We start from the raw sequence: 24,632 nt of genomic DNA on the forward strand, positions 1-24,632 counted from the left end.
TCGCTCGAAACTCAAGACCGCACGCATCCCCACCGGCTGGATATCAGCTCTCGCCTTGATCGCACTCCATTCCCAGTTTTCAGCGGCTGCGACTTCACCTGCCGGCGATGCGGTCGTGACAACCACAAACGCGCCAGCCGCCATAGGGCCCTATTCACAAGCGATTCGCGCTGGAGATACGCTGTATCTTTCAGGGCAACTGCCAATTGACCCGGCTACCGGAAGCCTGCCTATAGATGACACTATCGAATCACAGACTCGGCAATCACTGGAAAACATCAAATCCATTCTTGCAGCCGACGGGCTGAAGATGAGCGACATCGTGTCCACCACCGTCTACCTCACGGACCTGGAAGATTTTGGCAAAATGAACGAGGTGTATGGCACCTATTTTTCAACTGCCTATCCCGCCAGGGTCACTGTTGGAATCACACGCCTGCCGAAAGGGGCGAAGGTCGAGATCGCATCGGTTGCAAGCCGACATGAATAATCCAAGGCCGAGCCAAGGAGCTCGACCTTCACCTCTTTAGCTGTCTAACTGTCAAGGCTACAGCCATGCCGAAGCGGCCCGTTCGCAAGGCTTGTTCGAGTCGGCACTGCGCCGATGGGTTAATCAGCTTCAGCAGGAGCGCGGCGGCGTTCTTTGCCGAGTTGGGCACAATGTCGATAGCCTGGTAAGGACGGTCATCACACTGGGTCTGGCCCCCTGGTTCAGCCAGCCCAGCACCGAAGACCTCGGAGAATGTTACGGGATCATTTCACGCCGGTGTGGGTTCGTTGGTGAACTGGTCCACGATCTTCACCAACCCCTGAACAGCCATCATCACCAACTGCCGGCCCTTTTCCGGCGACGCCTGGCCTGGGTCAGACCCCATTCGCCCGTCCGGGTGGCGCGCGCGAAAATCCAGCGCCTCGCGGATGGGACCCCAGTTGGCGATCTGGGGTGCATAGTCGGCTGTCTTGATACACGCTGGGTATGCCCATTGGGTCACGGCAATTTCCGACGGCGTGGCATGGATGCCATGCCCGGTCGGGAACTGTTCCTTGACTAGCGCTTCCACCCCGTCCAGATCCCACCAGTTGCACAGCTTCAAAGCAAACCCTGCCGGCCGGCGGGCAAAGCTGGCCTCGGTGTAGATTTCCGAAAACGCAGCCTCGATCGAGGCCACGTTGCCGCCATGGCCATTGAGAAAGAGGATTTTCTCGAAGCCATGCACCGCCAGCGAGCGGATCCAGTCGGTGATAGCGGCAATGAAGGTCGATGGTCTGAGCGAGATCGTGCCGGGGAAACCGAGATGGTGCTGGGCCATACCGATGTTGAAGGTCGGGGCGATAAGGATGTCGGCCGTCTTCTGCGCCTCAAAAGCGATGATTTCCGGGCACATCCAGTCGGTACCCAACAGTCCCATCGGCCCATGCTGCTCGTTGGAGCCTATCGGGATGACGATGGTTCGGCTGCGCTGTAGGTATCGTTCGGTTTCAACCCAGGTCGATTGATGTAGGAGCATCTTGGTTTTCTCTTGGGAAAGGTGGTTGACCGGTTACGCCTGCCCAGTGATAGCACCCTCACACCTGGCCCGACAGCATACGAAGGTATCGATGCCGCTCCCGCAATCCGCGGCTAATAACAGCTAACAGCAAATAACGGGCAGTCCGCTGCCTGGCGCCTCACGCTGGAGGCCAGAGTACGGATCACGAGAATTACCCAAGCTGAGTGTCGAAAAATTTCTGTACAGCGCGCCCCCAGCTCTGCTGGTGCAGGCGGCCAACCGGAATTGCCCCTCCCCCAAGGCGACACGGGACAACATTACCGTGACGCTGAGCCTTGCACCGACACCTTGATGCAATAGCGCAACACTCAAGCAACCGCTAGAAGTGCGTGCCTCAAGGTTCAAGACACAAAAGGTAGCGCAGATGGAACATGTGGATCACATCCTGATCGTAGACGACGATCGCGAGATCAGGGAGCTGGTGGGCAACTACCTGCGCAAGAACGGCCTGCGCGCCACGGTCATGGCCGACGGCAGGCAGATGCGCAACTTCCTGGAGTCAAACCGTGTCGACTTTATCGTGCTTGACATCATGATGCCTGGCGACGATGGCCTGGTGCTCTGCCGCGAACTGCGTGCCGGCAAGCACAAGGCTACGCCAGTGCTGCTGCTGACCGCGCGCAACGAAGAGGCCGACCGCATCGTCGGCCTTGAGATGGGCGCGGACGATTACTTGGTCAAGCCTTTCGCCGCCCGCGAACTGCTGGCGCGCATCAACGCGATACTGCGTCGCACGCGCATGCTGCCACCCAATCTGATCGTCAGCGAGGCCAACCGGTTGCTGGCGTTTGGCGCCTGGCGGCTGGACACTACGGCGCGTCACCTGCTCGACAGCGAGGACACCGTCGTGGCCTTGAGCGGCGCGGAATACCGCCTGTTGCGGGTATTCGTCGACCACCCACAGCGGGTGCTGAGCCGCGACCAGTTACTCAATCTGACCCAAGGCCGTGACGCCGACCTGTTCGACCGCTCGATCGACCTGCTGGTCAGCCGCCTGCGCCAGCGCCTGGGCGATGACGCCCGCGACCCGGCCTATGTGAAGACCGTGCGCAGCGAGGGCTATGTGTTCTCCTACGCTGTGCAGATCCTGGGGGAACCCGCATGAAGCCCACGCGCTGGCCACGTACCCTGGCCTCCCGACTGTCGCTGATCTTCCTGGTCAGCCTGGTGATCGCTCACGGTCTGTCTTTCGGCCTGCAGTTCTATGAGCGCTACCAAAGCGCCAAAACCCTGATGCTGGGCAACCTGGAGCAGGACCTGACCACCACCGTGGCCATGCTCGAACGCCTACCAGCCGAAGAGCGCCAGGCGTGGCTGCCGCGTTTCGTACACCCCAACTATCGTTACCAGCTGGATGAGGGCCTACCCGGCAAGCCTCTGGACATGGCGTCGTCGCCCGAATTCGTGCGATCCATGGAGGCGACCCTGGGCCGCGAGTACACCTTGAACTATATCCAGCTGGAAGACCTGCGCCCCCACTATCAGGCCCACTTGCGCTTGCACGACGGCAGCCCCTTGACCATCGATGTGCGACCTTCAATTTCACCGCTCTCAGCCTGGCTGCCGCTGGTGCTGGTCGGCCAGTTGCTACTGCTGCTGGGCTGTACTTGGCTGGCGGTGCGCACGGCCATTCGCCCGCTGACGCACCTGTCCAAAGCCGTCGACAGCCTCGACCCAAACGGCGCCGGCACGCGCCTGGATGAGTCGGGCCCGGTGGAGGTCGCCTACGCCGCTGTCGCCTTCAACACCCTGCAGGCACGCATTGCCGCCCATGTGAAGGAGCGCATGCAACTGTTGGCGGCCATCTCACATGACCTGCAAACGCCCATCACGCGCATGAAGCTGCGCGCCGAGCTGATGGACGATTCGCCCGAAAAAGACAAGCTGTGGAGCGACCTGAGTGAAATGCAGCATCTGGTCCAAGAGGGCGTGGCCTACGCCCGCAGCATGGATAGCTCGACCGAAGTAAGCCGCCGCATCGATGTGCAGGCTTTCCTGGAAAGCCTGGTGTTCGATTACCTCGACACCGGCAAGCACATCAACCTGGACATGGCTTGCGAGGCTGTACTCGACACCCGCCCCCATGCCCTGCGCCGGCTGCTGGTGAATCTGCTGGACAACGCCCTGAAATATGCTTCAGACGTCGAGATCGCGGTAACGAGACCCGGCGCTGGGAGCCTGTCCATCCAGATTCTTGACCGTGGCCCCGGCATTCCCGAGGAGTTGCTGGCCGAAGTGCTCAAGCCTTTCTATCGCCTGGAGAGCTCACGCAACCGCGACACAGGCGGAACCGGGCTCGGCCTGGCCATCTCCCAGCAACTGGCGATATCGCTGCAAGGCACGCTGCTATTGCGCAACCGTGAGGGCGGTGGGTTGTGCGCTCAGTTGAGCCTCCCTGCCCTCGTTACCGAGCAGGTCAAAGCGTTGACCAACAGCTGACACCGTCTTCAGCGCGCAGCCATGAACGCACTGGGCGAATCACCCATCACCCGACGGAACATGCTGCTGAACGCGCTGACGCTGGAATAACCGAGCGCCTTCGCAACAACGCTGATCGCCTCGCCATTGTCGAGCCGGTCCAGGGCGCTGGCCAAACGTACCTGCTGTACCCAGTTGCGGAATGTCATGCCGGTCTGTTTGAGGAACAGACGGATCAGCGTGCGCGAGCTGGCTCCGACCTTGTCCGCCCAGTATTCGATGGTACGGGCATGCCCTGGTGCCTCAAGGACCGCATTACAGATCACCAACAAGCGTCGATCGGCCGGCCAGGGAATCTGCAGCGGCAAGGTCCGGGCAGACTCCAGTTCACTGAGGATCAGCGCGACCACGTGGGCATTACGCCCCTCCAGCTCATATTCGATGGGTTGGCTGGCCAGGATAAGGATCAGCTCGCGCAACAGCGTGGAAACCTCTAGCACCCGGCAGCGTTCACCGTAGCGGGCGGCGAGATCGGCCTGGATGTAGATAGAGCGCATGCTGACCGCACCCAGCATCAGCTGGTCATGCACCACGCCCGCCGGGATCCACAGGGCGCGCCTGGGAGGCAAAAACCATAGCCCGTCGTCCGTTGCCACGCGCATGACACCATGAGTGGCGTAGAGCAATTGGCCGTGGCGGTGGGTATGCGGTGCGTTGTAGGCGCCGGCGGGCTGGTTGCGCAACAGCGCCGTCATCGGCAGCGCGACGTCCTGATATTCGCGATAATCCTCACTACGCCCACACAACGCATCGGTGTCGTCCCGCGCCCGTGCTTCTTTGTTCATCTCATACCCTTTGAGGTTGTCACTTGGCCGATACATTTTGGCACTTATCATCGCCAATGCCTCGTTACGATCCTTTGCAACCACCCGATACAAGGCGCGTCAACATGGCATCCGACAAACATCATCTACAGGCCGTCATCGGTCTGCTGGTGCTTTCCCTGGCACTGCGCCCGGCGATCGTCTCCATCGGCCCGATCCTGCTGCCGATCCAGCAGCACTTCGGCCTGAGCTTCACCCAGGCAGCCTTGCTAACCGCCATCCCGGACGTGTGCATGGGCCTCATGGCCTTGCTGGCGCCCAGCCTGGCCCGACGTCACGGCACCGATCGCTGCGTGGTTGCCGCACTGGTTCTGCTCGGCGCCGCTTGCCTGCTGCGAGCGTTGGCCGGCACCACGATGCTGCTGTTGTTCAGCACCTTCCTGGTCAGTGTCGGCATCGCCATCGCCGGAGCGCTGATCGGTGGCTGGATCAAAACACACTTTCCCCAGCGTCCGGCATTGTTCATGGGTATTTACGCCGCAGGCCTGAGCGTCGGGGCCAGCCTGTCAGCAGTCCTGACCACGCCCATTACGGCGCTTGCGCAAAGCTGGCGCGTAGGCAGCGGGATTTGGAGCATGCTGTGCGTGAGCGCGGTGCTTAGCTGGCTGTGGATGGGCAGGCGCTTGAGCGTAAGCACTCCGATAGTCGCACCGCTCGACAACCAGCCGACCAGGTTGCCCTGGACCGAGCCGCAGGCCTGGCGGGTAGCGCTGCACTTCGGCGCCAGTCAGTTCGTGGTCTATGCGCTGTTCGCCTGGCTGGCGCCGGCGTCCAGTGAACGGGCGCTGACATCCCTGCCTCCCGGCATTCTGCTCGGCCTGTTCACTGCGGTGTTTGCCGTAGCGAGCATCGTCGCCGGAGTGGTTCCCGGTAACCCCGAGGACCGTCGCGGTGTGCTGGCGCTGTCGACCCTGCTTGCCCTGGCCGGCGCTGCCGGCATGGCTTTCGCCCCTGCCGCCGCGCCGACGCTGTATGTGCTGCTGGTCGCTACCGGTCTGGGCATGGGTTTCACCGTGGGCATGACGCTGCCACTGGACCATGCGCAAACACCTGCGCAGGCCAGCGCCTGGACCGTTTTCATGCTGTTCATCGGCTATCTGATCGCCGCACTGGGGCCCATCTGCTTCGGCGCCCTGCGCGATTACACCGGCAACCATGACCTTGGGTTCGAGCTGCTGTTTGCCGTGCTCGTCTTGATGCTGTGCCTGACCACGGCGCTCAAACCGGCCCGCTCAAGCGCAGAAAGATTGAATCAGCTAACAGAAGCTGACAGGGCATAACTGGTGGTCGCCAACATCGGCCCTCACTCTGGGAACTCGCCACTCTGTGCGCTGGCAAGTCAGTGGCATCGGCGTGGTACTTGACATCGGGCGCCTGTGCGGAATTCTTCGCCCAGCGTGGCCTGCTTGCTACTCGAGGCCCAGTGGACATCACAGATCTGCTCAATCTGTACACCGCCGGCCTGCTGCTGGCGTCCCTGCTGGTCTGGTGCAGCTACCGGTCGCGCAGTGACACCCAGGTAACTATCGGTACATTTCCCGCCGCAGTGCACGCTCACTCGGCGGCGCACGCAACACAGAGAACCGCCATGCCCAACGAACCAGACCTAAGCCACCTAATCAATGCCGTGCCCGGCTTCGTCTGGAGCGCCGACGGCAATGGCGAGGTCAATTTCATCAACCAGCGCTGGTGCGATTACACCGGCATGTCGCAAGAGCAGGCACGTGGCCAAGGCTGGACCGCATCGCTGCACCCGGACGACGCCGGAGGACTGCAGCAGTACTGGGTGGCCTTGATGCAGGCCGGCACGCCAGGTGAATACGAAGCTCGGCTACGGCGCCACGACGGTGCCTTTCGCTGGTTCCTGATCCGCGCCGTGCCGCAACGTGATGACACCGGAGCAGTGGTGTGCTGGTACGGCGAAAACACCGATATCGAAGACCGCAAGCAGGCTGAAGAAGCGCTGGACAAAGTCCGATCGGAAATGGCCCACCTGGCACGGGTAGCAAGCCTCGGCGCGCTCACGGCCTCCATTGCTCATGAGGTCAATCAGCCGCTGGCAGGCATTGTCACTAACGCCAGCACCTGCCTGCGCATGCTCGGTGCCACCCCACCCAACGTCGATGGCGCGATGGAGACCGCGCGGCGCACCATTCGTGACGGCAACCGTGCTGCGGATGTGATCAAGCGCCTGCGCGCCTTGTTCGCCAGGCAAAGCGTGATGACCGAAGCAGTCGATGTAAACGAGGCGGCGCACGAAGTCATCACACTGCTGCTCGGCGAGCTACGGCGCAACGGCATTGCGCTACAGGTGCAGTTTGCCAAGGGGCTGCCAGCGGTCATGGGGGACCGCGTGCAGCTGCAGCAGGTGATCCTCAACCTGATCATCAACGCCATCGAAGCCATGCGCAAAGCGGCCGGCACCGCACGGCAGCTGCTGGTGACCACGGTTCTGGACGGCCAACATGGCGTGCACCTGGCTGTACGCGACAACGGCAGCGGTTTCGACCACCAGGCCATGGAGCGCCTGTTTGAGACGTTCTACACCACCAAGGAATCCGGGATGGGAATCGGCCTATCCATCAGCCGCTCGATCATCGAACGCCACAATGGGGAGCTCTGGGCCACACTCAATGATGGCCCGGGGGCAACCTTTCACTGTGCCATTCCGTTGCCGACAGCCAGCAGCGAAGCAACAGCCGACGGTGTCACCAAGGAGGTTAACGGATGAAAGGGCCCTTGCTCGTAGCGGTGGTCGATGACGACGAGTCGGTCCGCGAGTCGCTGCCCGCCCTGCTTAGAGAGTTCGGGTTCGCGGTAGAAGCATTCGCCTCGGCCCAGTCTTTCCTGAGCGCGTCTGGCCTGCAGCAGATCCGCTGTCTGATCCTGGATGTGCTGATGCCCGGCATGTCAGGCCCGGATCTGCTCCAGGCCCTGCAAGCCTGCGGCCACGCCATGCCGGTGATCCTCGTCACCGCCAACACCGACGCTTGCCGGGACCCGCGCCTGCAGGGCGCCGGCGTGATCGACTGCCTGGCCAAGCCTTTTAGCGAGGCACAACTGCTCAAGGCACTGAGTGCCGCGTTGCCGGTTGGTTGATCAAGGAATTCAAAGGAACTGACCGGATGATCGCCCGCCCCCTCACAGCCCCCGTGACGGCCACTGCAACGCCTGTGGTGTATGTCGTGGACGACGATATTTCCGTGCGCGAGTCGCTGGAAGCGCTGATCCGCTTCGCCGACTGGCAGCCGCAGCTGTTCGCCTGTGCCCAGACCTTTCTCGCTCACCCCCGGGAGGTCGTGCCCAGTTGCCTGGTGCTGGATATCAATCTGCCGGGCCTGAACGGCTTGGACTTGCAGGCCAACCTGACCGGCGCGCAGCCGACCATGCCGATCATTTTCATCACCGGCTACGGCGATATTCCAGGCACGGTTCGCGCCATGAAGGCCGGCGCGCTGGAGTTCCTGACCAAGCCGTTCGACGCTGACATTCTGCTCGCGGCCATCAGCGCCGCGCTGGAAAAAAGCCGCAGCGCGCTGGAGCGCGAAGACCATCTGCACGATCTTCGCATGCGCCATGCGTCATTGACCCCTCGCGAGCGGGAGATCATGAACCGGGTGGTGGCTGGCTGCATGAACAAGGTCATCGCCGCGGACCTCGACATCAGCGAAATCACGGTAAAGGCCCACCGCGGCAAGGTCACCCGCAAGATGAAAGCACGTTCGGTGGCTGAGCTGGTGCGCATGGCGTCACAGCTGACGGGGCCCACTGCTGACGAGCAGTGAGCCCCGCGCCTGCGTGGCAGGGTGGTTCCGGGTTTACCAATTCATGGCTGCGCTCCCTGTAGACGGATCGAGTCGGTTGTAGATTTCAGTTTTCACCGATGCAGTTGCTGGAAAGGGTACGGTAGTTCATCACTTGGGTCTGATTGTGCGAGTCGAGGTAGGTCAGCCGGGCATTGACCGGTCCGCAGGTCGGCGCGTCATCCTGGCTGGTCGACACCACCTTCTTGATATCCAGCTGAGTGCCGTAGGTGTAGTTGCGCACGTTGCCGGCCGCTTCTGCGCGGGCAGCCAGGGTGCAGACATTCAGTGCGGCGAACAGGCAGGCGGCGTAGACGGTTTTGCGGTTCATGGTCGGGCTCTCCGGGCTTCAATGGGCTGTTCGTTTGAACCGAGGCGTTGCTGCCTCGCTTCGATGGAGCCCATTTAAAGCCGGCAAAGTACCTGGCCTGTGTCACGAACCTGGGTTAATCAATCACAAGGTATCAACGCCGCCTGCCAATACGCTGTGATACAAACCCGCCGACACTGCTCGATCTAAACCAAAAACGAATCTGTCGAGCAGACTGCGGGCGTCCAATCACCCCAAACTCCGGGTAGCGGAAAATCTCGCTAAGCGCTCATCCATCCGAGCCCGCTTGCCCAGAACCATGAGCCCTAACCCCTACCCCGTATTGATGCCGAAGTCTCGATGAACGCGCAATCCACCACCCTGAACAAATTTGCAATGTAAAAATGATGATGGCATAAAGCCTCTTCAATCGGCAAAATCCACACGTCCTCGAAGGATTTGAAGGAGCGATTCCGATGACATGGCCAGTCACGCTGAAACTCGACAGCGCAGCGTACCCGCTCAGCGTGGCGCAACGCGCAGCTTATTCCCTGGCCGACACTGTCACGATCCAGGTCGGTATTGAAGCCAATCAGATAAGCCTCACAGCCCATCCTGCTGAAGTGAGACTCACGCTGTCCCCGGAGCGGGCTCACTCGCTGATCCTCCAGCATCTGAACGACTTCGCGTTACGCGACCATATCAACCGCGAAACAGCAGGGTTGCGCGAAGCCTTGGTCCGAGCCGCCTTCGTTGGATGTGGGATTTCGCAGTGACACTGATCGCGACAGACGCCAAGCAATACCGCTTGCTGCCTTTTCGATTCATGCGCATGAATACGGGACATGATCGTGACATCCTGCTCACCTCCGATACCGGTGAGTACATGCACGTGAACGACGCGCAACTACGAGCCCTCAGTTACTTCGACGTTCCAGCAGGTACGTCTTTATATAAGGACCTGCTGGCCCGCCACTTCATCTATGAACCAGGCCGCCACGATCCACTCCCGGAAATGGCCGCGCAGTATCGCAGCCGCAAGGACTTCCTCTTCCAGGGCCCTGCACTGCACTTGTTCGTGGTTACATTGCGCTGCAACCACACCTGCCAGTACTGCCAGGTGTCGCGTGCCCCTGTGGGAGGAACCGGTCACGACCTGTCGGAAGCGGATGCACAAGCGGCGGTCGATCGCCTGTTCGAATCGAATGCTCCCGCCCTGACTGTGGAGTTTCAAGGTGGCGAACCGCTTTTAGCCTTCGAGCGCGTCCGCCAGATTGTCGAATGCGTCGTTGAACGGAACGTGGTCGAAAAACGGGATATCCAGTTCGTCATCACCACCACGCTGCACCACCTGACGGAAGAGATACTCGACTTCGCAGAACAGCATCGCATCCAGTTTTCGACCTCGCTCGACGGGCCAGCGCCCCTGCACAATGCCAACCGCCCTACTCCGTCACGAGACTCCTACGAACGCACTGTAAAAGGCATCCAGTGGGTCCGTGAGCGCCTAGGCCATGATGCGGTTTCCGCGCTGACCACGCTGACTTCAAGAAGCCTCGAACAACCTGAAGCGATCATTGATGAGTATGTTAGTCAGGGCTTCTCCAGCATTTCGCTTCGGCCTCTGAGCCCTTATGGGTTTGCCATCAAGAGTGCCCATCGACTTGATTATCCTATTGAGCAGTACCTGGCCTTTTACAAGAAAGCACTGGCCTATTTGCTGCACATCAATCAACAGGGCGTATACCTCTCTGAGAGTTATACGAGTCTGTTACTGAAGAATATCTTGACCCCTTTCTCCTCCGGCTATGTAGACCTGCGCTCCCCTACTGGCGCTGGTACTGCCGCGCTGGTTTACAACTATGACGGTTACGTCTATCCCTCGGACGAAGCCCGAATGTTGCTGGAAATGGGAGAGGACGGCTTGAGGCTTGGCACCGTCCAACAACCCTTGTCTGAATTGCTCGCATCGCCCGTTATGAATGCGTTGCTCGCCAGTGGTGTTGCAGAGGCGCTGCCTGGCTGCTCCGATTGCGCACTTGTCCCATACTGTGGTGCTGACCCCATCGAACACTATGCCCGCCAAGCTGACCCGATCGGGCACAGAGTGTTCAGCAACTTCTGCAAGAAGAACATGGGGCTGCTGAAGCATCTTTTCGGCCTGCTTTGCGATGGCGACGACACCGTGCAGAGGGTGCTGCTGTCTTGGCTAAACAGGCGCTCTTACAACGATGTCCGGTTCCCGGGTTACAGGGGCTGAAGGCAATGCTGCGCAAAGATACCCACTTCGAAATCCATCACCTGAATGAGCCGAAACTGCTCAAAGTCATCACGCTTGATGAGTTCATCGAACAAGGCCTGGCTGTTTGTGCCGGAAGCGCTGAGTTCTGTGACCTGCTGCTATGGCTGCCAAACGAAGAACGGCTACGCAGCCCGCATCTGCTCTCATTACCAGTGGGTGGATTCCTGATCCCGGAGCCATTGATCGGCGACTTCGACAGCGCAAGGCCACATCTGCACACCCCCAGAGATGCGGATGTCGTGCAGCCCGGCGATGTCATTGCCATCACACCAGGCAACACGCTGGTGCGAGTGCTCTATCGACGAGGCTCAGACAGCAACCTGCTATTCATGACCGATCGTTGCAACAGCCTCTGTCTGATGTGCTCGCAGCCGCCCAAAGATATCGATGACCGTTGGCACATCGAAGAGAACCTACGGCTGATCGACCTGATGGACCCGGGCGAGGAAAATCTGGGAATCAGCGGCGGAGAACCAACGCTTTATCGCGACGGCCTGCTCGAAATCCTGGCCAAGTGCAAAGCCGTTTTGCCGCAGAAATCCATTCATGTGCTCAGCAACGGGCGTCTGTTCCAAGACCCGAGCTGGACCGCAGCGCTCTCTGCCATCAGCCACCCTCAGTTGAGCTGGGGCATCCCGCTGTATGCCGACAATGCCGAAGACCATGACCATGTGGTGCAGGCTCCAGGCGCGTTCAGCGAAACCCTGCAAGGTCTTTACAACCTGGCGCGCGCCAACCAGATCATCGAGATACGCGTGGTGCTCAATCGCCTGACCACGCCACGCCTGCCAGAGCTCGCCCACTACGTGTTCAGGAACCTGCCATTCGTGCGGCATGTTGCGCTGATGGGTATCGAAAGTACCGGCCTGGCCAGGAAGAACTACGAAGAGCTGTGGATTGACCCGCTGGACTATCAGGAATCGTTGAGCCAGGCCGTGTATTTCCTGTTCAACCGCGCAGTGGCGGTTTCGATCTACAACTTGCCCCTGTGCCTGATCCCGGCACACCTCTCGCGTTTCGCCCGCCAGAGCATCTCGGACTGGAAGAACCTGTTCATCGATACCTGCCAGCAATGCGCTGCATTGAAACATTGCTCTGGTTTCTTCAAATCGCACACCGACCGTTGGCAAAGCCGCGGCGTACAACTGCTATCGACTGAGGCGTTTAGCGCCTATGCAAGGAGTGCACAGTGAAATTGCTTGATCGCTGGAAAGTGCTGATCAGTGGGATCAGCTTGCTGCCAATAGCAGGTACCCCCCTGGCACAGGCAGGCCATCTGTCGCTCGCCGATGCGAACTGGCAACCCAACGATAAGTTACAGCCGCCGGTATTTACCGATACGCTCAATGCGCCAGACACCGTCAACATCTATGCGGCACATCGCTCGCACAGTTCGCACCGGTCCCACAGTTCGCACAGCTCCCACTACAGCGGCTCGGGTGGCTACAGCGCACCTCGTTACTACAGCCCACCCGCTACCAGTACCCGAAGCTATAGCGCGCCGAGTGCTTCGAGCGGCACGTCCAGCAGCAACAGCCTTTATCAGTCGTCTGGCGCTACCAGCGGGACAAGTTCGAGCACTTCAAAGAGTCGCGCGACCAATGAGCAGAAAAACAACCTGATAACCCGTGTGCAGACCGCGCTGATGGTACGTCAGTATTACCAAGGCGCCATTGATGGGGTCATGGGCAAAGCGACACGTGGTGCGCTGATGGCCTTTCAGATGGACAGTGGGCTAACAGTCAATGGCCGGATGGATACGCCATCGCTGAATGCATTGGGGATCAAAATTCCTTGAGTTGCGTGGGGGTGAAGCTAGCACACGTTCAACGAAGCACGAATTATCCCGTGCTGCACAACCCTCAAGTCGACACCACTCGCTAGAGGTTGCTCAACCACCTGCGAAATAATGCTACCGGAAGGTAGAGCAATCCTGTTGAGCGACTGCCCCGCTTACGCTTGATGAGCAGAAGACCAAAATTTGACAAGGTAAGGATTATTCCTTACCATTCGCTCAATTAGCCTTGGGAGATCACTCATGCCTGCCATCCACGAAATCGCGACGTTGACCTCAAAGGGTCAGGTCACAGTGCCCAAGTCCGTTCGCCAGCTTCTAGGCCTCGGCACTGGAGACAAGATTGCATTCGACGTACGAGGCGGTGAGGTCGTGGTCAACCGCGTAGAAACCACCCACGAAGATCCTGCCATCAATGCGTTCCTGGGTTTGCTGGAGGCTGATATCCGAGGCGGCCGCAACCTCACCACCCTGCCGGAAGACTTGGCGCAAACCATGCTCGCCAACGCAAAGCACTCCGTAAACCTGGACGAAGATATTGATGGTGAGGTCGCGCTCTGATGCTGCGACATGGCTGGACACTGTTGTTCCATGAAGGTGTGATTTTACAGCTACGCAAATTGCAAGAAGCCGCCGCCCGGGCCGAGCAGAACGACCCGCGAGGTTTTGAAAGCAACGCTAACGTGAAGCTGTTTCGGGCATTGAGCCATCTGATCCTGGAGGCTGTGCCTGCTGACCCAGGCCGCGATGAGTTCCGCCAAGGCAACACGCTCGGCACCGCTTACCGACATTGGCGGCGGGCAAAAATCGGTAGGCGCTTTCGGCTGTTCTTTCGCTACGACTCAAGATCCAAGGTCATCGTCTATGCATGGGTCAACGACGAAAATACCCTACGGTCCGCAGGCAGCAAAACCGATCCCTACGCCGTATTCGAAAAGATGCTGGGCCGCGGCAACCCTCCTGATGACTGGGATGCGCTGACGGCTGCGACGCGTAGCGACTGGGACAAGCCCAAAGCGTAAGCGGCACGCTTTGGCATCGTCCACTCGTAACCATCGCCAAAAGGTGTGTTTCCGGGAGGCGAATGAATTCCTTACTCAGTCCATGAACAAGCGAATAAGGGTGGCGGCGATGCGCGCAAGAACGATCAACCATTCATATTCAGCGCTGCCGAAAGGACGCGACCGGGCTTAGCGCCCGGTCACCTGGTCGGATATTCAGCGACGGGCTTTCCTGTCGACCTCGGCCAGACGCTTTTCGATCTGGCGAGTCTTTTCCTCCTGTTCCTTGATGGACGTGGGCGTAATGACCTTGTCCACCGCCTCGGTATCCTGGTCCGGGCGCTCAAGCACCGGGCCTGGCACCCGCTCGCCTTGCTGTGCTTCTTCAGAAGAGAGCGGCCGTGGGACTTTGTCGCCGTTCTTGCCATCGTCAGCTTTCATGGACTGTTCCTCGCGGTCTAATGGGTTCTCAGAAGAGCCCTAACGCAGCCAAAAAGTTTGATCCGGTTTGCATCAGCGCAGATAACGCTCAAGCGTCAGCGCGTTACCCAATGCTGCGCCGGAGGCGGTGTTGTCGAAGATGCACCAGGTATCTGCACCTGCAGCGTGACTGCGCTGCAGCCGCTCAGCCAGCTGTTGCAGGTACTGTTGGGAATACTCGCTGTGGTAGATCCGCGGCTCGCCGTGCAAGCGCCAGTAGACCAATCCAGGCCAGCCAGCGGGTTGTGCGTCGGCAGCAAAGCGTGAAGGGCTCGCCGCCACCTGGGCAATACGCAAGTCGATCAACATCGATTGCGCCGCTTGCCAACTGGCGTGCCTGGGCTCGACCGCGACCGGCCCGGCATAGTGTTCGCGCAGGACTTCAAAGAAACGCCGGTCGCGCCCGGCATCATGGGCGAGCGACGGCGGCAACTGAACAAGCAGGCAGCCCAGGCGGTCCCCCAATTGCCGGCATTGGCCAAGAAACGCATCAAGCGCAACCTCGCAGCCTTCCAGGCGTAGCTCGTGGGTGATGAGCCTGGGCAGCTTGACGGCGAAGCGAAAATGTTCCGGAACCGAGCAAGCCCAACGGGCATAGGTCGCAGGTAGATGCGCACGGTAGAACGAGCTGTTGATCTCCACGGCATCAAGCCGCGCGGCATAGCGCTGCAGGTGGCTGCCGGGCAGCGGGAACTCGTCGGCGTACTGGCGGGACAAGCTCCAGCCCGCGCACCCCAGATGAATCATCATGGCATTCCAAATGCACTGTGTTGCTGCAATGGAGTCGTCAAGGCAGGTCGTCGTTCAATAAGCGCAAAGCGCCGAGCAAGAGGCGCCAGAGACGAGTCGGCGCTCTGCCTGGCTTATTTCGATTATCGCGTTCATCCCGGCAACCCCTCAGGGTTGCTGGTAGTGCCCTGGCGATGTGCCGGGCTCGTGGTCATGCTCAAGACGCTGAACTTGCACATCGGTGAATGAAGAAGCCTCGTTGCGGTGCAGGCCCTGCAAGTATTCGCGCGCAGCTTCGCGGCTCAGGTCTTCCTGGTCACTACGGAGCTCGCAAGTACCGGGCTGGTTGTCGAGGATGTAGCTGATCAAGTACAGGTAGCTGGGCATTTTGAAGGTCCTAGGGCAGGTGGAGTGAGAAGCGAATCTCCCAGGTTGAGCCTGACTCCGTTGCCTCCGTTCACCCCAATTGACGACTGGCGTTGCCATAACGGCTTAATGCGCCATACCGCAGGGGTCCAAGTGCTGCGCCTGTCCCTTCACCATGCTCTCAGGTTGTCGAGGGAAGCAGCTTCGAAGTGCTTGTCACGTCATCCATGCCTGCATCACACCACCACTGAACCAGTTGCTCTGAACTTTGCCAGCCTAACAGCCTTCCCCTGCATACCCCCCCCCCACGTTTTAGGGAGCTTGCACCATGATTGATCAAGCGACAGGCATGAAGCCAGGTGAACGGTACAGCGTTGAAAACCTTGAACGCGCCCATCAGTTCCCAGGCTTTTTCCAAGACGGCAAGTATTACCTCAGCCCAGAGCTTCTGACGGCTATCGGATGGCTGGAAGGCGACCGATTCATCTACGACAGTCTCGATGCTGAAGGCGAGCCCATTTTCCCTGGGCGGGTGGCCGGCACCATCAGCGACTTGACCCTGAATCTTGTGGACGGTACCTCCCTCCAGCTCTCGCGCATCGAAGCCAGTGAGACTTTCACGGCGCCGATAAGCGAGCCCATTTCACCCGCCGATGAGCCGCCCCCGTTGACTCGTTCGCCGATCAGAGGCCCGCTGCGCGGCAAGGTGGTGGTGATCACCGGAGCGTCCAGTGGCATAGGCCGCGCCGCAGCCCATGCCTTTGCCTGCAAAGGCGCGCGTCTGGTTCTGGCAGCACGAGATGAGCAGGCGTTGTTCGAAACGCTGGACGAATGCACCGATTGCGGCACCGATGCTGTCGCCGTAACGACCGACATGACCCAGAGCGATCAGGTACTCGCCTTGGCGGAACGTGCTGCCGAGTTTGGTCATGGCCGAATAGACATCTGGATAAACAACGCGGGCGTGGGTGCGGTGGGCAGTTTCGAGGAGACGCCGCTCGAAGCCCATGAGCAGGTCATCCAGACCGACTTGGTGGGTTACCTTCGAGGGGCCTATGTAGCGCTCCCCTACTTCAAGAAACAGGGCAGCGGTACGCTGATAAACACCTTGTCGCTAGGGAGCTGGGTTGCACAACCCTATGCCGCAGCCTACTCAGCCAGCAAATTTGGCTTGCGCGGGCTCACTCAGGCACTCAGGGGCGAGCTCACTGAATTCCCCGACATCCACGTCTGTGACATCTACCCAGCCGTAATGGATACCCCAGGCTTGCGCGATGGCGGCAACTACACAGGCCATGCGCTCAAACCGCCAGGGCCCATCTACGATCCAGAGCTCGTGGCAAAGGCGATGGTGGCCTGCGCTATTTCGCCTCACGCCAGCACCACTGTCGGTGCAAGCGCCCGCCTCGCGCATTTGGCCAGCTATCTGATGCCCGGGTTACCGGCGCTATCGGGATGGCTCACGCGCTGGGGATTGAACCGTAGCCCTGGCGCAGCGAAGTCTTCAGGCAACCTCTTTGAACCGCCGATTGGTCGGCGAAGTGTCGAAGGCGGATGGAGAACCCCGAAGGCCAGAACCCCTTTGTTGCTGAGTGCCGCAGTGATCGGGTTCCTCGCCGGGTTCGTCATTACCCATGCCCAACGCCGGCGCCGGTGAACGATCTCGATGAGGCAAAGGTTCGGCTGGCCAGCTGATCTCGCCTGGGTTTCTCTCAAGCGGAAATCCAGGCGTTCTTTTGACAATCGGGTTGGCTCTGCAGGCGTTTGCTGCTAATCACTGCCAGAGCCTCATCAGCGCACCATGTGCGCCAGTCACCGGGTCTTGCTCAGGGTGCGGCACTCGGGCAATACGCGCCAGCGCCTGCTGGTGAGCGCCGGTTTCGGGTCGCTGGGTATCGTAATCCTCCTGCCCCTGGGGATAGGCGCCCACGACCAGGAATTCGTCGCTGGACGAGATGCAACGATGGCCTGTCCCTGCCGGCAAAACCAGAACATCACCCGCCTTGACCGTCAGCGCCTGACCCGCTGCGCCGCCCAGCATGATCCGAGCATGGCCGCAGGCAACGCCGAGCACCTCGTGTGCATTGGGGTGGAAATGGTGGTAGTCGAAAATCCCGGCACGCCACAGCGGGGTCCACTGATGAGCGGCGAACAAGGACTCGAACGCGCTGGCGTTGTCATGCGCAGGCGCAAGTTTCAGCTGGTAGAGCAACACGGGGAAACGGTTATTGGGTGTCGCGCCGTCGTCCTCGAATCGCAAGGCCTGGATGGGCTGGGCGCTACTGTCGATGGCAATCATGAGGGCATCCTGATCAGGCTGGTAATGTCCTTGAGAAGCCATACCCGTGCCGAGGTTCCTATGGACTGACCACCTACAACCTGTTGAAACTTTACCCTCCGCGGCCCAGTCCAGACCCTATTGATCACAGATAGGGAGAAGACGATGACAACGACGGTAGGCGACTTCCTGGTCGAGCGCTTGTACCAGTGGGGCGTTCGACGCATCTTCGGCTACCCGGGGGACGGCATCAATGGCGTATTTGGTGCATTGAGCCGAGCCAACGGGAAGATTGAATTCATCCAGGCCCGCCATGAAGAGATGGCCGCATTCATGGCCAGCGCTCACGCCAAGTTCACCGGTGAGCTCGGTGTGTGCATCGCCACTTCCGGACCCGGCGCCTCGCACCTGCTGACCGGCCTCTACGATGCACGAATGGATCACCAGCCGGTACTGGCCATCGTCGGCCAGCAAGCGCGTGCGGCGCTGGGCGGGCATTACCAGCAGGAGCTGGACCTGTTGTCGATGTTCAAGGATGTGGCCGGAGCCTTCGTACAGCAGGCCTCGACCCCGGAGCAAGTGCGGCACCTGCTCGACCGTGCAGTGCGTACCGCCGTCGGCGAACGCCGAGTCACCGCCATCATCCTGCCCAATGACTTACAGGACCTGCCCTATCAAGAGCCGGCAAGGGTACACGGCACGGTGCATTCGGGCATCGGCTACAGCAAGCCCAAGGTCGTGCCGTTCGACGCTGACCTGCAGCGGGCGGCCGAGGTGCTCAATGCCGGGAAAAAGGTGGCGATCCTGGTCGGTGCCGGCGCCTTGCAGGCCACCGAGCAGGTCATCGCCGTCGCCGAAAAGCTCGGTGCCGGCGTGGCCAAGGCACTGCTGGGCAAGGCCGTGCTGCCTGACGATCTGCCCTGGGTCACCGGTGCCATCGGCCTGCTCGGTACGGAACCGAGCTACCAGTTGATGAACGAGTGCGACACCTTGCTGATGATCGGCTCAGGCTTTCCCTATGCCGAGTTCCTGCCCAAGGAAGGTCAGGCCCGTGGCGTGCAGATCGACCTGCAACCGGACATGCTCAGCCTGCGCTATCCAATGGAAGTCAACCTGGTCGGCGATGCCAGCGAAACCCTGCAAGCATTGCTGCCATTGCTGCAGCACAAAAGCGAGCGGCGCTGGCGCGGCAAGGTCGAACGCTGGCGCACACAGTGGGACAAGACCCTGGAAAAGCGCGCGCAGGCCAAGGCCGACCCGATCAACCCGCAACGCGTGGTGTGCGAACTCTCCCCGCGCCTTCCGGACCACGCCATCGTCACCAGCGACTCTGGGTCGTGCGCCAACTGGTTCGCCCGCGACCTGAAGATCCGCCAAGGGATGCAGTGCTCATTATCCGGCGGCCTTGCCAGCATGGGCGCGGCGGTACCTTACGCCATCGCGGCGAAGTTCGCCCACCCTCAGCGCGCGGTGGTGGCGTTGGTGGGTGACGGTGCGATGCAGATGAACAACCTGGCCGAGCTCATCACCGTGGCCAAGTACTGGCGCCAGTGGGACAACCCGCAGTGGATCTGCGCAGTGTTCAACAACGAAGACCTCAACCAGGTGACCTGGGAACAAAGGGTCATGGAAGGTGACCCCAAATTCGAGGCCTCGCAATCGATCCCGGACGTGCCCTATCACCTGTTCGCCATTTCCATTGGCCTGCAAGGCATCTATGTGGAGCGTGAAGAAGACATTGCCAGCGCCTGGGAGCGCGCCCTGGAAGCCGACCGACCGGTGCTGATCGAGTTCAAGACCGACCCGGACGTCCCGCCGTTGCCACCCCACATCAAGCTTGAGCAAGCGAAGAAGTTCGCCAGCGCGTTGCTTCATGGCGATCCGAATCAGGGTGGTGTCATCGTCCAGACTGCCAAGCAAGTATTCAGCTCAGTACTGCCGAGTAAAAAATAGACCCTGCCGAGACCCGCGCTCAGGCGCGGGCTGCGGTTCAGCTATCCGGGGCGGCGCTCATCTTGCGGATGCGGCGTCGGATCGCTTGTCAGGATGCGGATCTATCAGATATTCGACGAGCGTGACGGCACAGGCCGAGATTCCTTCCAGCACGGCCATCTCGAAACCATGGGTATTTTCGGTCGGGATCGCGATGCAGCCAGCCTTGGCATCAATACCTGTACTCAACACCGCGCTGGCATCGGATGCAAAATCTACCAGCAATGCGGTTTGGGGAATGTACCCTGCCCGCCCAGCAGCGGTCATCAGCGCCTGCACCACTGTGCGGCTGTAGTACCCCTTCTGATCGCCGGTATTGATGATCGGGTTGGCCGTCAGCTCCGTTCCATATTCTTCAAGCACCGGCCCGACCTCGACTGCAATGGTGGTCTCTCCCGGTAACCTGGCTGCCGCGTAGAGCGCACCTGCATTGGATTCCTCTTCCAGCGTGGTCAAGACGAACCACACATCCTGGTGCAATTCCTCACGCCGTGCTCGCAGCAAACGGGCGCACTCGATGACCGCAGTGAGCGGTGCACGGTCATCAAGGAAATGGGCAGCCACACAGTCATGGACAGTGAACGGTTTGCGCCAATGCTGACTGAGCACCACGCGGGTGCCGGGGCGCACGCCGGCACCTTGCAGCTCGCGCTTCGACATGCGCGTGACCACGTATACATCCTTCCACTGAACATTGCCTGCGAGCACATCTCGCCCATTGGAAGTCCGACCGCTGTTGTGCATCGAGCCATAGGACAGAACACCGGGCAGGTTTTGTTCATCGCCAAGGATATCCACCGGGCAGACACCGAAGCTGATCGGCTGAGCACCACCCAGGGCCAAAACTTCCAGCGTTCCGTTCTCGCGGACGTTCTTGACGATCATTGCAATCTCATCAAGGTGCGCCATGACCCTGATGGCGTCTTCTGGATTACAGGAATGCTCCGCTCGAACGACGCCCACGACATTGCCAGCCCCGTCAATATGCGCATCGTCGCACAGAGAAGCCAATTCTCGCTGACAGATGGCCCGTACCTCATCTTCCTGGCCGCCAGGGCCGCGAGCATTCAGCAGCTCGGTCAATAACGCATGGATTTCCACCGCTCACCCTCCTCACTCCATCGCCAGTTGTTGACCCTGCCCCAGCAGCCCGCGTTCAGCCGATTGGCTGGTATTGCAGGCATTTCTTTGAGCAACCACCTTTGGTGGAAACAATGCCAGAGGACTGATGAGTAGCGCTCCAGGCTACTTGCGGCGCAGGCTCTAGGACACATGAAATAAAGCGCCTAATACTTCATGCGTTTCGTCCGGTGGATGCGAATTTTTGGGAGTGGTTGCCTCCAGGCTAGCGGTCGAAGTTGAACACAGACTTTCCTGTGTGACTGACATGAGGTGAAAGATCATGGCTAATAACCAAACCAATCGCGGGCATCAAGGCGGCACTGCACAGAACAACCCTGGCAATTTTGCCAACGACCGAGAGAAAGCGTCCGAGGCGGGGCGCAAGGGTGGCCAATCCTCGGGCGGCAACTTTGCCAACGACCGTGAACGCGCCTCGGAGGCTGGCCGCAAGGGCGGACAAAACAGCCACGGAGGCGGTCGCAACAGCTAAGGCCGCTGGCCAATGTGAAGGTGCCGGGGCGAGAACTCGCCCTGGCGCTCTTCAGAGAGATTGGCCATCGTCTTCGATGTCTTCCTCAGACTCTGCAGCGCCAGTGGCGTCAGCTTCATTCAAAGGCGGTGAAGTCGGTTTTTCTGGATCGTTGATGAACGGCACACCACTTGGGCCGTGCTCTTCAAGACCTTCGGTTTTAGGTTGCATAGCAAAGCCTCCCGGCAATATTACTCATGTGCCTGTGAGGGACGAAGGACGAGAAAAATTCAAAGGAAACGCCAGGCGGCAAAATACGACGCCACGCCAATCACGCCTGCGATTTTTCAATTGCTGCCCATTGGTCAGCTTGACGCGATTCGACGCATCGTCTTTGAACTTCGCACGTGGTGGATGGCCTTCCCTTTCAGGTCCATCGTAAACGGAGAATTCACAATGAATGCGCAACTGAGCGGCAAACGCGTGGCCTTCCTGGTCACAGACGGGTTTGAACAGATAGAGCTCACCGGCCCGCGTGACGCCCTGGAAAAAAGTGGCGCCGTGGTCGACATCCTGAGCGACAAGGAGGGAACTGTACGCGGCTGGAACCATGACAAGCCGGCAGACGAGTTTGCCGTGGATGCAACGTTCGACAGTGCCCACCTGGATCTCTATGACGCCATTGTGCTGCCGGGCGGCGTGCAGAATTCCGATACCATCCGACTGATACCCAGCGCCCAGAAACTGGTGAAAAGCCACAATTCTGCAAGCAAGCCATTGGCGGTCATCTGTCATGGCGCCTGGCTGCTGGTGTCGACCGATCTGGTCCAAGGCAAGCGGATGACCAGCTACAAGACGCTGCAGGATGATATTCGCAATGCGGGCGGTGACTGGGTTGATGAAGAGGTAGTGGTGGATGGCAACCTGATCACCAGCCGCCAGCCGGACGATATCCCGGCATTCAACGAGCAACTGATCAAGATGCTGGTCGGTTGACCCTTCTCTCAGCACACCCAAAAAGGCAAGGCGCGCTGACACGATCAGCCTTAAAAAATCCGTGGCACAACCGCAGGAGCTTTTACCATGCGAGACTTCCCTACGCCGCCCTTTCCTTCGCAACCGCAAAGCGTCCCCGGCTCACAACGCAAGATGGAGCCCTATCCAGATTGTGGTGAGCACTCCTATACCGGCCACAACCGCCTGGAAGGCAAGATTGCGCTCATCACCGGTGCTGACAGTGGCATCGGGCGGGCAGTCGCTATCGCCTATGCACGCGAGGGTGCTGACGTCGCCATCGCTTACCTCGACGAACATGAAGATGCGCAGGACACTGCGCGCTGGGTTGAAGCAGCAGGTCGAAAATGTCTTCTGCTCCCTGGAGACTTGGCGCAGAAACAGCACTGCCATGACATCGTCGAGAAGACCGTCAAACAGTTCGGGCGCATCGACATCCTGGTCAACAACGCCGCCGTCCAGATGGCCCATGAGACCCTGGAGGAGATCAGCGATGACGAATGGGTGAAAACCTTCGATACCAACATCACCGCTATCTTCAGGATCTGCAAAGCAGCATTACCCTCCATGCCCAAGGGCAGCTCGATCATCAACACGAGTTCGGTCAACTCCGACGACCCATCCCCCAGTTTGCTGGCCTACGCCACGACCAAGGGCGCCATTGCCAACTTCACGGCTGGGTTGGCTCAGCTACTCGGGAAGAAAGGGATTCGAGTCAACAGCGTTGCGCCTGGCCCCATCTGGACGCCTTTGATCCCGGCTACCATGCCCGACGAGGCCGTAAAAAACTTCGGCTCCAGCTACCCTATGGGGCGGCCAGGACAGCCGGTGGAGGTCGCTCCAATCTACGTGCTGCTCGGCTCCGACGAGGCGAGCTACATCAGTGGTTCACGGTACGCTGTTACCGGCGGGAAACCGATCCTCTGACGAAAAAGAGGCTCGCCAGAAGGCGAGCCTGCTTCCTGATTTTCGGGATGGAATCAGCGTTGCGCTGCCCCTCCTCACATGCTGTTTTTGCGCCGTGGACACCGATTGCGCTGAACCAATCACCGCTTGATTGCGTCCACCGCACAACAACAAGCGAGTCGATGTCGTATGGCAAGCGAACCCGTATTGACTGCCCTCAGCTATCTCAAAGACCACAAGTTGATCCTGACGACCGCAGAGTCGTGCACGGCAGGTTGCATGGTCGCGCTTCTGGCGGCGGTGCCCGGCACCGGGGAGGTGCTGGAAAGTGGCTATGTGGTCTACTCCCCAAGCGCCAAGAAACGCTTGCTTGGCGTCAGCGACGAAACCATCGAACGCTACGGCCTGACCAGCGAGCCAGTAGCCTGGGAAATGGCGCTGGGAGCATTGAGAGACAGCGACGCCAATGTCGCGATCGCTACCACTGGCGTCGCGGGGCCCGCCCCTGAGTCTGGTGTGCCGCCGGGCACCCTGTGCTTTGCCTGGGCTTTTGCCGGGGAGCCCACAGCCGTATTTACGCGTACCCAACGTTTCTTCGGTGAGCGGTCTGAGGTCATGCGACAGGGAGCGTTGTTCGGGCTGACGCGTCTTGCTCACTATCACCAACGCTGGCTTCGCGGCGAGCGCGCCTGAGGGCAAGGACTCATGCCGGAAGACGAATGGGCGTCCAGACGCAATCCTGTTCAAGAAGACATGTCGATGCAGCAACGCGTCTGGCGCTTCGAGCGCGTTGGCTGGTATGTACTCGTCATCATCGTCCTGCTGGCCTTGGCAGGGCTGTTCGGCAACGGCCCGCTCAGCGATGCTGAGGTGGTCAGCCCGGATGGTCGTGTCAAAGTCGAGTATCAGCGCCTCAGTCGCAGTGGTACGACCGACAACCTCTACATCACTGTTCGAGGCGAGCCTGGGCAGCCGGTGGAGGTAGAGCTCGAGGGCTCTCTACTTCGCGCTGCCAGTATCGAGACGATGCAGCCGGAACCGCAACGTTCGATGTCGCACGGCCCTGCCCTGTTACTGCAACTGGGTACCCGCAAAGACGGCGTGGCCACCTTGTACCTGACGCTTCGAAGTGATCACGTAGGTACCCTGGAGGGCGTCGTCAGGGCTGGCCCCCGAAGCGCTGTCCACTTCTCCACATTCCTCTACCCATAGG

29 protein-coding genes and 1 pseudogene are annotated in these 24,632 nt (G+C 60.0%); 21 read left to right on the forward strand and 9 right to left on the reverse strand.

Translation table 11 applies throughout. The features are described 5' to 3' along the window. Positions 1-58: 58 nt before the first annotated feature. Entirely contained in the window at positions 59-490 is a 432-nt protein-coding gene (locus IAE40_RS02265) for a RidA family protein (RefSeq protein ID WP_325167262.1), read from the forward strand. Positions 491-542: 52 nt separating this feature from the next. After that, positions 543-641: pseudogene (locus IAE40_RS25870) on the forward strand (transposase); the annotation flags it as partial. A gap of 117 nt (positions 642-758) precedes the next feature. Here IAE40_RS25870 and IAE40_RS02275 read toward each other — a convergent pair. Next, complete coding sequence (locus IAE40_RS02275; RefSeq protein WP_200602559.1) at positions 759-1,508, reverse strand: creatininase family protein; 750 nt, start codon at positions 1,506-1,508, stop codon at positions 759-761. Positions 1,509-1,914: 406 nt separating this feature from the next. Between IAE40_RS02275 and IAE40_RS02280 the strand changes: the two genes are divergently transcribed. Both IAE40_RS02280 and IAE40_RS02285 read left to right on the forward strand, forming a co-directional pair. Continuing rightward, positions 1,915-2,655 carry a response regulator gene (locus IAE40_RS02280; protein WP_054893741.1) on the forward strand — a complete coding sequence of 247 codons (741 nt, stop codon included), beginning with the start codon at positions 1,915-1,917 and terminating at the stop codon, positions 2,653-2,655. Beyond that, a complete protein-coding gene (locus IAE40_RS02285; RefSeq protein ID WP_200602560.1) occupies positions 2,652-3,989 on the forward strand; it encodes a sensor histidine kinase in 1,338 nt (445 codons plus the stop codon). The genes IAE40_RS02280 and IAE40_RS02285 overlap by 4 nt, the downstream gene beginning before the upstream one ends. An 8-nt stretch (positions 3,990-3,997) precedes the next feature. On the opposite strand, the gene IAE40_RS02290 is transcribed toward IAE40_RS02285, so the two are convergent. Beyond that, positions 3,998-4,813 (reverse strand): AraC family transcriptional regulator, encoded by an 816-nt coding sequence (locus tag IAE40_RS02290; RefSeq protein WP_200602561.1) that lies wholly within the window; start codon positions 4,811-4,813, stop codon positions 3,998-4,000. Positions 4,814-4,917: 104 nt separating this feature from the next. On the opposite strand from IAE40_RS02290, the gene IAE40_RS02295 reads away from it, so the two are divergent. The 4 genes from IAE40_RS02295 (at position 4,918) to IAE40_RS02310 (ending at position 8,637) form a co-directional block, all read left to right on the forward strand. Beyond that, a complete protein-coding gene (locus IAE40_RS02295) occupies positions 4,918-6,132 on the forward strand; it encodes an MFS transporter (RefSeq protein WP_200602562.1) in 1,215 nt (404 codons plus the stop codon). A gap of 308 nt (positions 6,133-6,440) precedes the next feature. Next, positions 6,441-7,583 carry a PAS domain-containing sensor histidine kinase gene (locus tag IAE40_RS02300; protein ID WP_153774675.1) on the forward strand — a complete coding sequence of 381 codons (1,143 nt, stop codon included), beginning with the start codon at positions 6,441-6,443 and terminating at the stop codon, positions 7,581-7,583. Further along, complete coding sequence (locus IAE40_RS02305; protein WP_200602563.1) at positions 7,580-7,951, forward strand: response regulator transcription factor; 372 nt, start codon at positions 7,580-7,582, stop codon at positions 7,949-7,951. The genes IAE40_RS02300 and IAE40_RS02305 overlap by 4 nt, the downstream gene beginning before the upstream one ends. A 26-nt stretch (positions 7,952-7,977) precedes the next feature. Further along, positions 7,978-8,637: a response regulator transcription factor gene (locus IAE40_RS02310; protein ID WP_200602647.1), complete on the forward strand. Its 660-nt coding sequence runs from the start codon at positions 7,978-7,980 to the stop codon at positions 8,635-8,637. An 85-nt stretch (positions 8,638-8,722) separates the two neighbouring features. Here IAE40_RS02310 and IAE40_RS02315 read toward each other — a convergent pair whose 3' ends face one another. Then, positions 8,723-8,986 (reverse strand): DUF2790 domain-containing protein, encoded by a 264-nt coding sequence (locus tag IAE40_RS02315; protein WP_200602564.1) that lies wholly within the window; start codon positions 8,984-8,986, stop codon positions 8,723-8,725. 455 nt (positions 8,987-9,441) lie between these two features. Here IAE40_RS02315 and hxsD point away from each other — a divergent pair, with 455 nt between their 5' ends. From hxsD to IAE40_RS02345, 6 genes are all read left to right on the forward strand, one after another. Further along, complete coding sequence (hxsD, locus tag IAE40_RS02320; RefSeq protein WP_112898107.1) at positions 9,442-9,741, forward strand: His-Xaa-Ser system protein HxsD; 300 nt, start codon at positions 9,442-9,444, stop codon at positions 9,739-9,741. Continuing rightward, entirely contained in the window at positions 9,738-11,225 is a 1,488-nt protein-coding gene (gene hxsB / locus IAE40_RS02325; protein WP_200602565.1) for a His-Xaa-Ser system radical SAM maturase HxsB, read from the forward strand. The genes hxsD and hxsB overlap by 4 nt, the downstream gene beginning before the upstream one ends. Positions 11,226-11,230: 5 nt before the next feature. Next, the gene (gene hxsC, locus IAE40_RS02330; RefSeq protein WP_153774711.1) at positions 11,231-12,460 is read left to right on the forward strand and encodes a His-Xaa-Ser system radical SAM maturase HxsC; all 1,230 of its coding nucleotides are present in this window, start codon (positions 11,231-11,233) and stop codon (positions 12,458-12,460) included. Further along, a complete protein-coding gene (gene hxsA, locus IAE40_RS02335; RefSeq protein WP_112898104.1) occupies positions 12,457-13,065 on the forward strand; it encodes a His-Xaa-Ser repeat protein HxsA in 609 nt (202 codons plus the stop codon). Before hxsC ends, hxsA begins: the two co-directional genes overlap by 4 nt. Before the next feature lie 240 nt (positions 13,066-13,305). Continuing rightward, on the forward strand, positions 13,306-13,623 hold the full coding sequence (locus IAE40_RS02340) for a type II toxin-antitoxin system PrlF family antitoxin (protein ID WP_063544684.1): 318 nt from the start codon (positions 13,306-13,308) through the stop codon (positions 13,621-13,623). Next, positions 13,623-14,084 (forward strand): type II toxin-antitoxin system YhaV family toxin, encoded by a 462-nt coding sequence (locus IAE40_RS02345; RefSeq protein WP_197889589.1) that lies wholly within the window; start codon positions 13,623-13,625, stop codon positions 14,082-14,084. Before IAE40_RS02340 ends, IAE40_RS02345 begins: the two co-directional genes overlap by 1 nt. Before the next feature lie 195 nt (positions 14,085-14,279). On the opposite strand, the gene IAE40_RS02350 is transcribed toward IAE40_RS02345, so the two are convergent. The 3 genes from IAE40_RS02350 to IAE40_RS02360 form a co-directional block, all read right to left on the reverse strand. Then, complete coding sequence (locus tag IAE40_RS02350; RefSeq protein ID WP_065863576.1) at positions 14,280-14,504, reverse strand: hypothetical protein; 225 nt, start codon at positions 14,502-14,504, stop codon at positions 14,280-14,282. A gap of 72 nt (positions 14,505-14,576) precedes the next feature. Then, positions 14,577-15,290, reverse strand: coding sequence for a DUF72 domain-containing protein (locus IAE40_RS02355; protein ID WP_112898102.1), 714 nt, complete (start codon positions 15,288-15,290; stop codon positions 14,577-14,579). A 150-nt stretch (positions 15,291-15,440) separates the two neighbouring features. Then, entirely contained in the window at positions 15,441-15,659 is a 219-nt protein-coding gene (locus tag IAE40_RS02360; RefSeq protein WP_200602566.1) for a hypothetical protein, read from the reverse strand. 307 nt (positions 15,660-15,966) lie between these two features. Here IAE40_RS02360 and IAE40_RS02365 point away from each other — a divergent pair, with 307 nt between their 5' ends. Next, complete coding sequence (locus tag IAE40_RS02365; RefSeq protein ID WP_200602567.1) at positions 15,967-17,295, forward strand: SDR family oxidoreductase; 1,329 nt, start codon at positions 15,967-15,969, stop codon at positions 17,293-17,295. Between the two features lie 117 nt (positions 17,296-17,412). On the opposite strand, the gene IAE40_RS02370 is transcribed toward IAE40_RS02365, so the two are convergent. Next, positions 17,413-17,937: a cupin domain-containing protein gene (locus tag IAE40_RS02370; RefSeq protein WP_153774681.1), complete on the reverse strand. Its 525-nt coding sequence runs from the start codon at positions 17,935-17,937 to the stop codon at positions 17,413-17,415. A gap of 144 nt (positions 17,938-18,081) precedes the next feature. Between IAE40_RS02370 and IAE40_RS02375 the strand changes: the two genes are divergently transcribed. Beyond that, positions 18,082-19,869 (forward strand): thiamine pyrophosphate-requiring protein, encoded by a 1,788-nt coding sequence (locus IAE40_RS02375; RefSeq protein WP_197889587.1) that lies wholly within the window; start codon positions 18,082-18,084, stop codon positions 19,867-19,869. Between the two features lie 57 nt (positions 19,870-19,926). On the opposite strand, the gene IAE40_RS02380 is transcribed toward IAE40_RS02375, so the two are convergent. After that, positions 19,927-21,009: a M28 family peptidase gene (locus IAE40_RS02380; protein WP_200602568.1), complete on the reverse strand. Its 1,083-nt coding sequence runs from the start codon at positions 21,007-21,009 to the stop codon at positions 19,927-19,929. A gap of 301 nt (positions 21,010-21,310) precedes the next feature. Between IAE40_RS02380 and IAE40_RS02385 the strand changes: the two genes are divergently transcribed. Next, positions 21,311-21,520 (forward strand): general stress protein, encoded by a 210-nt coding sequence (locus IAE40_RS02385; RefSeq protein ID WP_051096970.1) that lies wholly within the window; start codon positions 21,311-21,313, stop codon positions 21,518-21,520. A 51-nt stretch (positions 21,521-21,571) separates the two neighbouring features. Here the strand turns inward: IAE40_RS02385 and IAE40_RS02390 are convergent, their stop codons facing one another. Then, a complete protein-coding gene (locus IAE40_RS02390; RefSeq protein ID WP_200602569.1) occupies positions 21,572-21,730 on the reverse strand; it encodes a hypothetical protein in 159 nt (52 codons plus the stop codon). 225 nt (positions 21,731-21,955) lie between these two features. Between IAE40_RS02390 and IAE40_RS02395 the strand changes: the two genes are divergently transcribed. The 4 genes from IAE40_RS02395 (at position 21,956) to IAE40_RS02410 (ending at position 24,631) form a co-directional block, all read left to right on the forward strand. Continuing rightward, positions 21,956-22,495, forward strand: coding sequence for a type 1 glutamine amidotransferase domain-containing protein (locus tag IAE40_RS02395; protein WP_200602570.1), 540 nt, complete (start codon positions 21,956-21,958; stop codon positions 22,493-22,495). An 87-nt stretch (positions 22,496-22,582) separates the two neighbouring features. Next, a complete protein-coding gene (locus tag IAE40_RS02400; RefSeq protein ID WP_200602571.1) occupies positions 22,583-23,440 on the forward strand; it encodes an SDR family oxidoreductase in 858 nt (285 codons plus the stop codon). A gap of 168 nt (positions 23,441-23,608) precedes the next feature. Then, positions 23,609-24,112 carry a CinA family protein gene (locus tag IAE40_RS02405; protein WP_200602572.1) on the forward strand — a complete coding sequence of 168 codons (504 nt, stop codon included), beginning with the start codon at positions 23,609-23,611 and terminating at the stop codon, positions 24,110-24,112. Between the two features lie 66 nt (positions 24,113-24,178). Next, positions 24,179-24,631 (forward strand): hypothetical protein, encoded by a 453-nt coding sequence (locus IAE40_RS02410; RefSeq protein WP_153774686.1) that lies wholly within the window; start codon positions 24,179-24,181, stop codon positions 24,629-24,631. The last annotated feature ends 1 nt before the right edge of the window (position 24,632 follow it).

It is taken from the genome of Pseudomonas sp. S44 (assembly GCF_016624805.1).
GTDB classification, from domain to species: domain Bacteria; phylum Pseudomonadota; class Gammaproteobacteria; order Pseudomonadales; family Pseudomonadaceae; genus Aquipseudomonas; species Aquipseudomonas machongensis.

Bases quoted from the DNA above. Each gene is read 5' to 3' on its own strand.
- IAE40_RS02275 (WP_200602559.1), bottom strand. From the start codon at position 1,508: ATGCTCCTACATCAATCGACCTGGGTTGAAACCGAACGATACCTACAG.
- IAE40_RS02280 (WP_054893741.1), top strand. From the start codon at position 1,915: ATGGAACATGTGGATCACATCCTGATCGTAGACGACGATCGCGAGATC.
- IAE40_RS02285 (WP_200602560.1), top strand. From the start codon at position 2,652: ATGAAGCCCACGCGCTGGCCACGTACCCTGGCCTCCCGACTGTCGCTG.
- IAE40_RS02290 (WP_200602561.1), bottom strand. From the start codon at position 4,813: ATGAACAAAGAAGCACGGGCGCGGGACGACACCGATGCGTTGTGTGGG.
- IAE40_RS02295 (WP_200602562.1), top strand. From the start codon at position 4,918: ATGGCATCCGACAAACATCATCTACAGGCCGTCATCGGTCTGCTGGTG.
- IAE40_RS02300 (WP_153774675.1), top strand. From the start codon at position 6,441: ATGCCCAACGAACCAGACCTAAGCCACCTAATCAATGCCGTGCCCGGC.
- IAE40_RS02305 (WP_200602563.1), top strand. From the start codon at position 7,580: ATGAAAGGGCCCTTGCTCGTAGCGGTGGTCGATGACGACGAGTCGGTC.
- IAE40_RS02310 (WP_200602647.1), top strand. From the start codon at position 7,978: ATGATCGCCCGCCCCCTCACAGCCCCCGTGACGGCCACTGCAACGCCT.
- IAE40_RS02315 (WP_200602564.1), bottom strand. From the start codon at position 8,986: ATGAACCGCAAAACCGTCTACGCCGCCTGCCTGTTCGCCGCACTGAAT.
- hxsD (WP_112898107.1), top strand. From the start codon at position 9,442: ATGACATGGCCAGTCACGCTGAAACTCGACAGCGCAGCGTACCCGCTC.
- hxsC (WP_153774711.1), top strand. From the start codon at position 11,231: ATGCTGCGCAAAGATACCCACTTCGAAATCCATCACCTGAATGAGCCG.
- IAE40_RS02340 (WP_063544684.1), top strand. From the start codon at position 13,306: ATGCCTGCCATCCACGAAATCGCGACGTTGACCTCAAAGGGTCAGGTC.
- IAE40_RS02345 (WP_197889589.1), top strand. From the start codon at position 13,623: ATGCTGCGACATGGCTGGACACTGTTGTTCCATGAAGGTGTGATTTTA.
- IAE40_RS02350 (WP_065863576.1), bottom strand. From the start codon at position 14,504: ATGAAAGCTGACGATGGCAAGAACGGCGACAAAGTCCCACGGCCGCTC.
- IAE40_RS02355 (WP_112898102.1), bottom strand. From the start codon at position 15,290: ATGATTCATCTGGGGTGCGCGGGCTGGAGCTTGTCCCGCCAGTACGCC.
- IAE40_RS02360 (WP_200602566.1), bottom strand. From the start codon at position 15,659: ATGCCCAGCTACCTGTACTTGATCAGCTACATCCTCGACAACCAGCCC.
- IAE40_RS02365 (WP_200602567.1), top strand. From the start codon at position 15,967: ATGATTGATCAAGCGACAGGCATGAAGCCAGGTGAACGGTACAGCGTT.
- IAE40_RS02370 (WP_153774681.1), bottom strand. From the start codon at position 17,937: ATGATTGCCATCGACAGTAGCGCCCAGCCCATCCAGGCCTTGCGATTC.
- IAE40_RS02375 (WP_197889587.1), top strand. From the start codon at position 18,082: ATGACAACGACGGTAGGCGACTTCCTGGTCGAGCGCTTGTACCAGTGG.
- IAE40_RS02385 (WP_051096970.1), top strand. From the start codon at position 21,311: ATGGCTAATAACCAAACCAATCGCGGGCATCAAGGCGGCACTGCACAG.
- IAE40_RS02390 (WP_200602569.1), bottom strand. From the start codon at position 21,730: ATGCAACCTAAAACCGAAGGTCTTGAAGAGCACGGCCCAAGTGGTGTG.
- IAE40_RS02395 (WP_200602570.1), top strand. From the start codon at position 21,956: ATGAATGCGCAACTGAGCGGCAAACGCGTGGCCTTCCTGGTCACAGAC.
- IAE40_RS02400 (WP_200602571.1), top strand. From the start codon at position 22,583: ATGCGAGACTTCCCTACGCCGCCCTTTCCTTCGCAACCGCAAAGCGTC.
- IAE40_RS02405 (WP_200602572.1), top strand. From the start codon at position 23,609: ATGGCAAGCGAACCCGTATTGACTGCCCTCAGCTATCTCAAAGACCAC.
- IAE40_RS02410 (WP_153774686.1), top strand. From the start codon at position 24,179: ATGCAGCAACGCGTCTGGCGCTTCGAGCGCGTTGGCTGGTATGTACTC.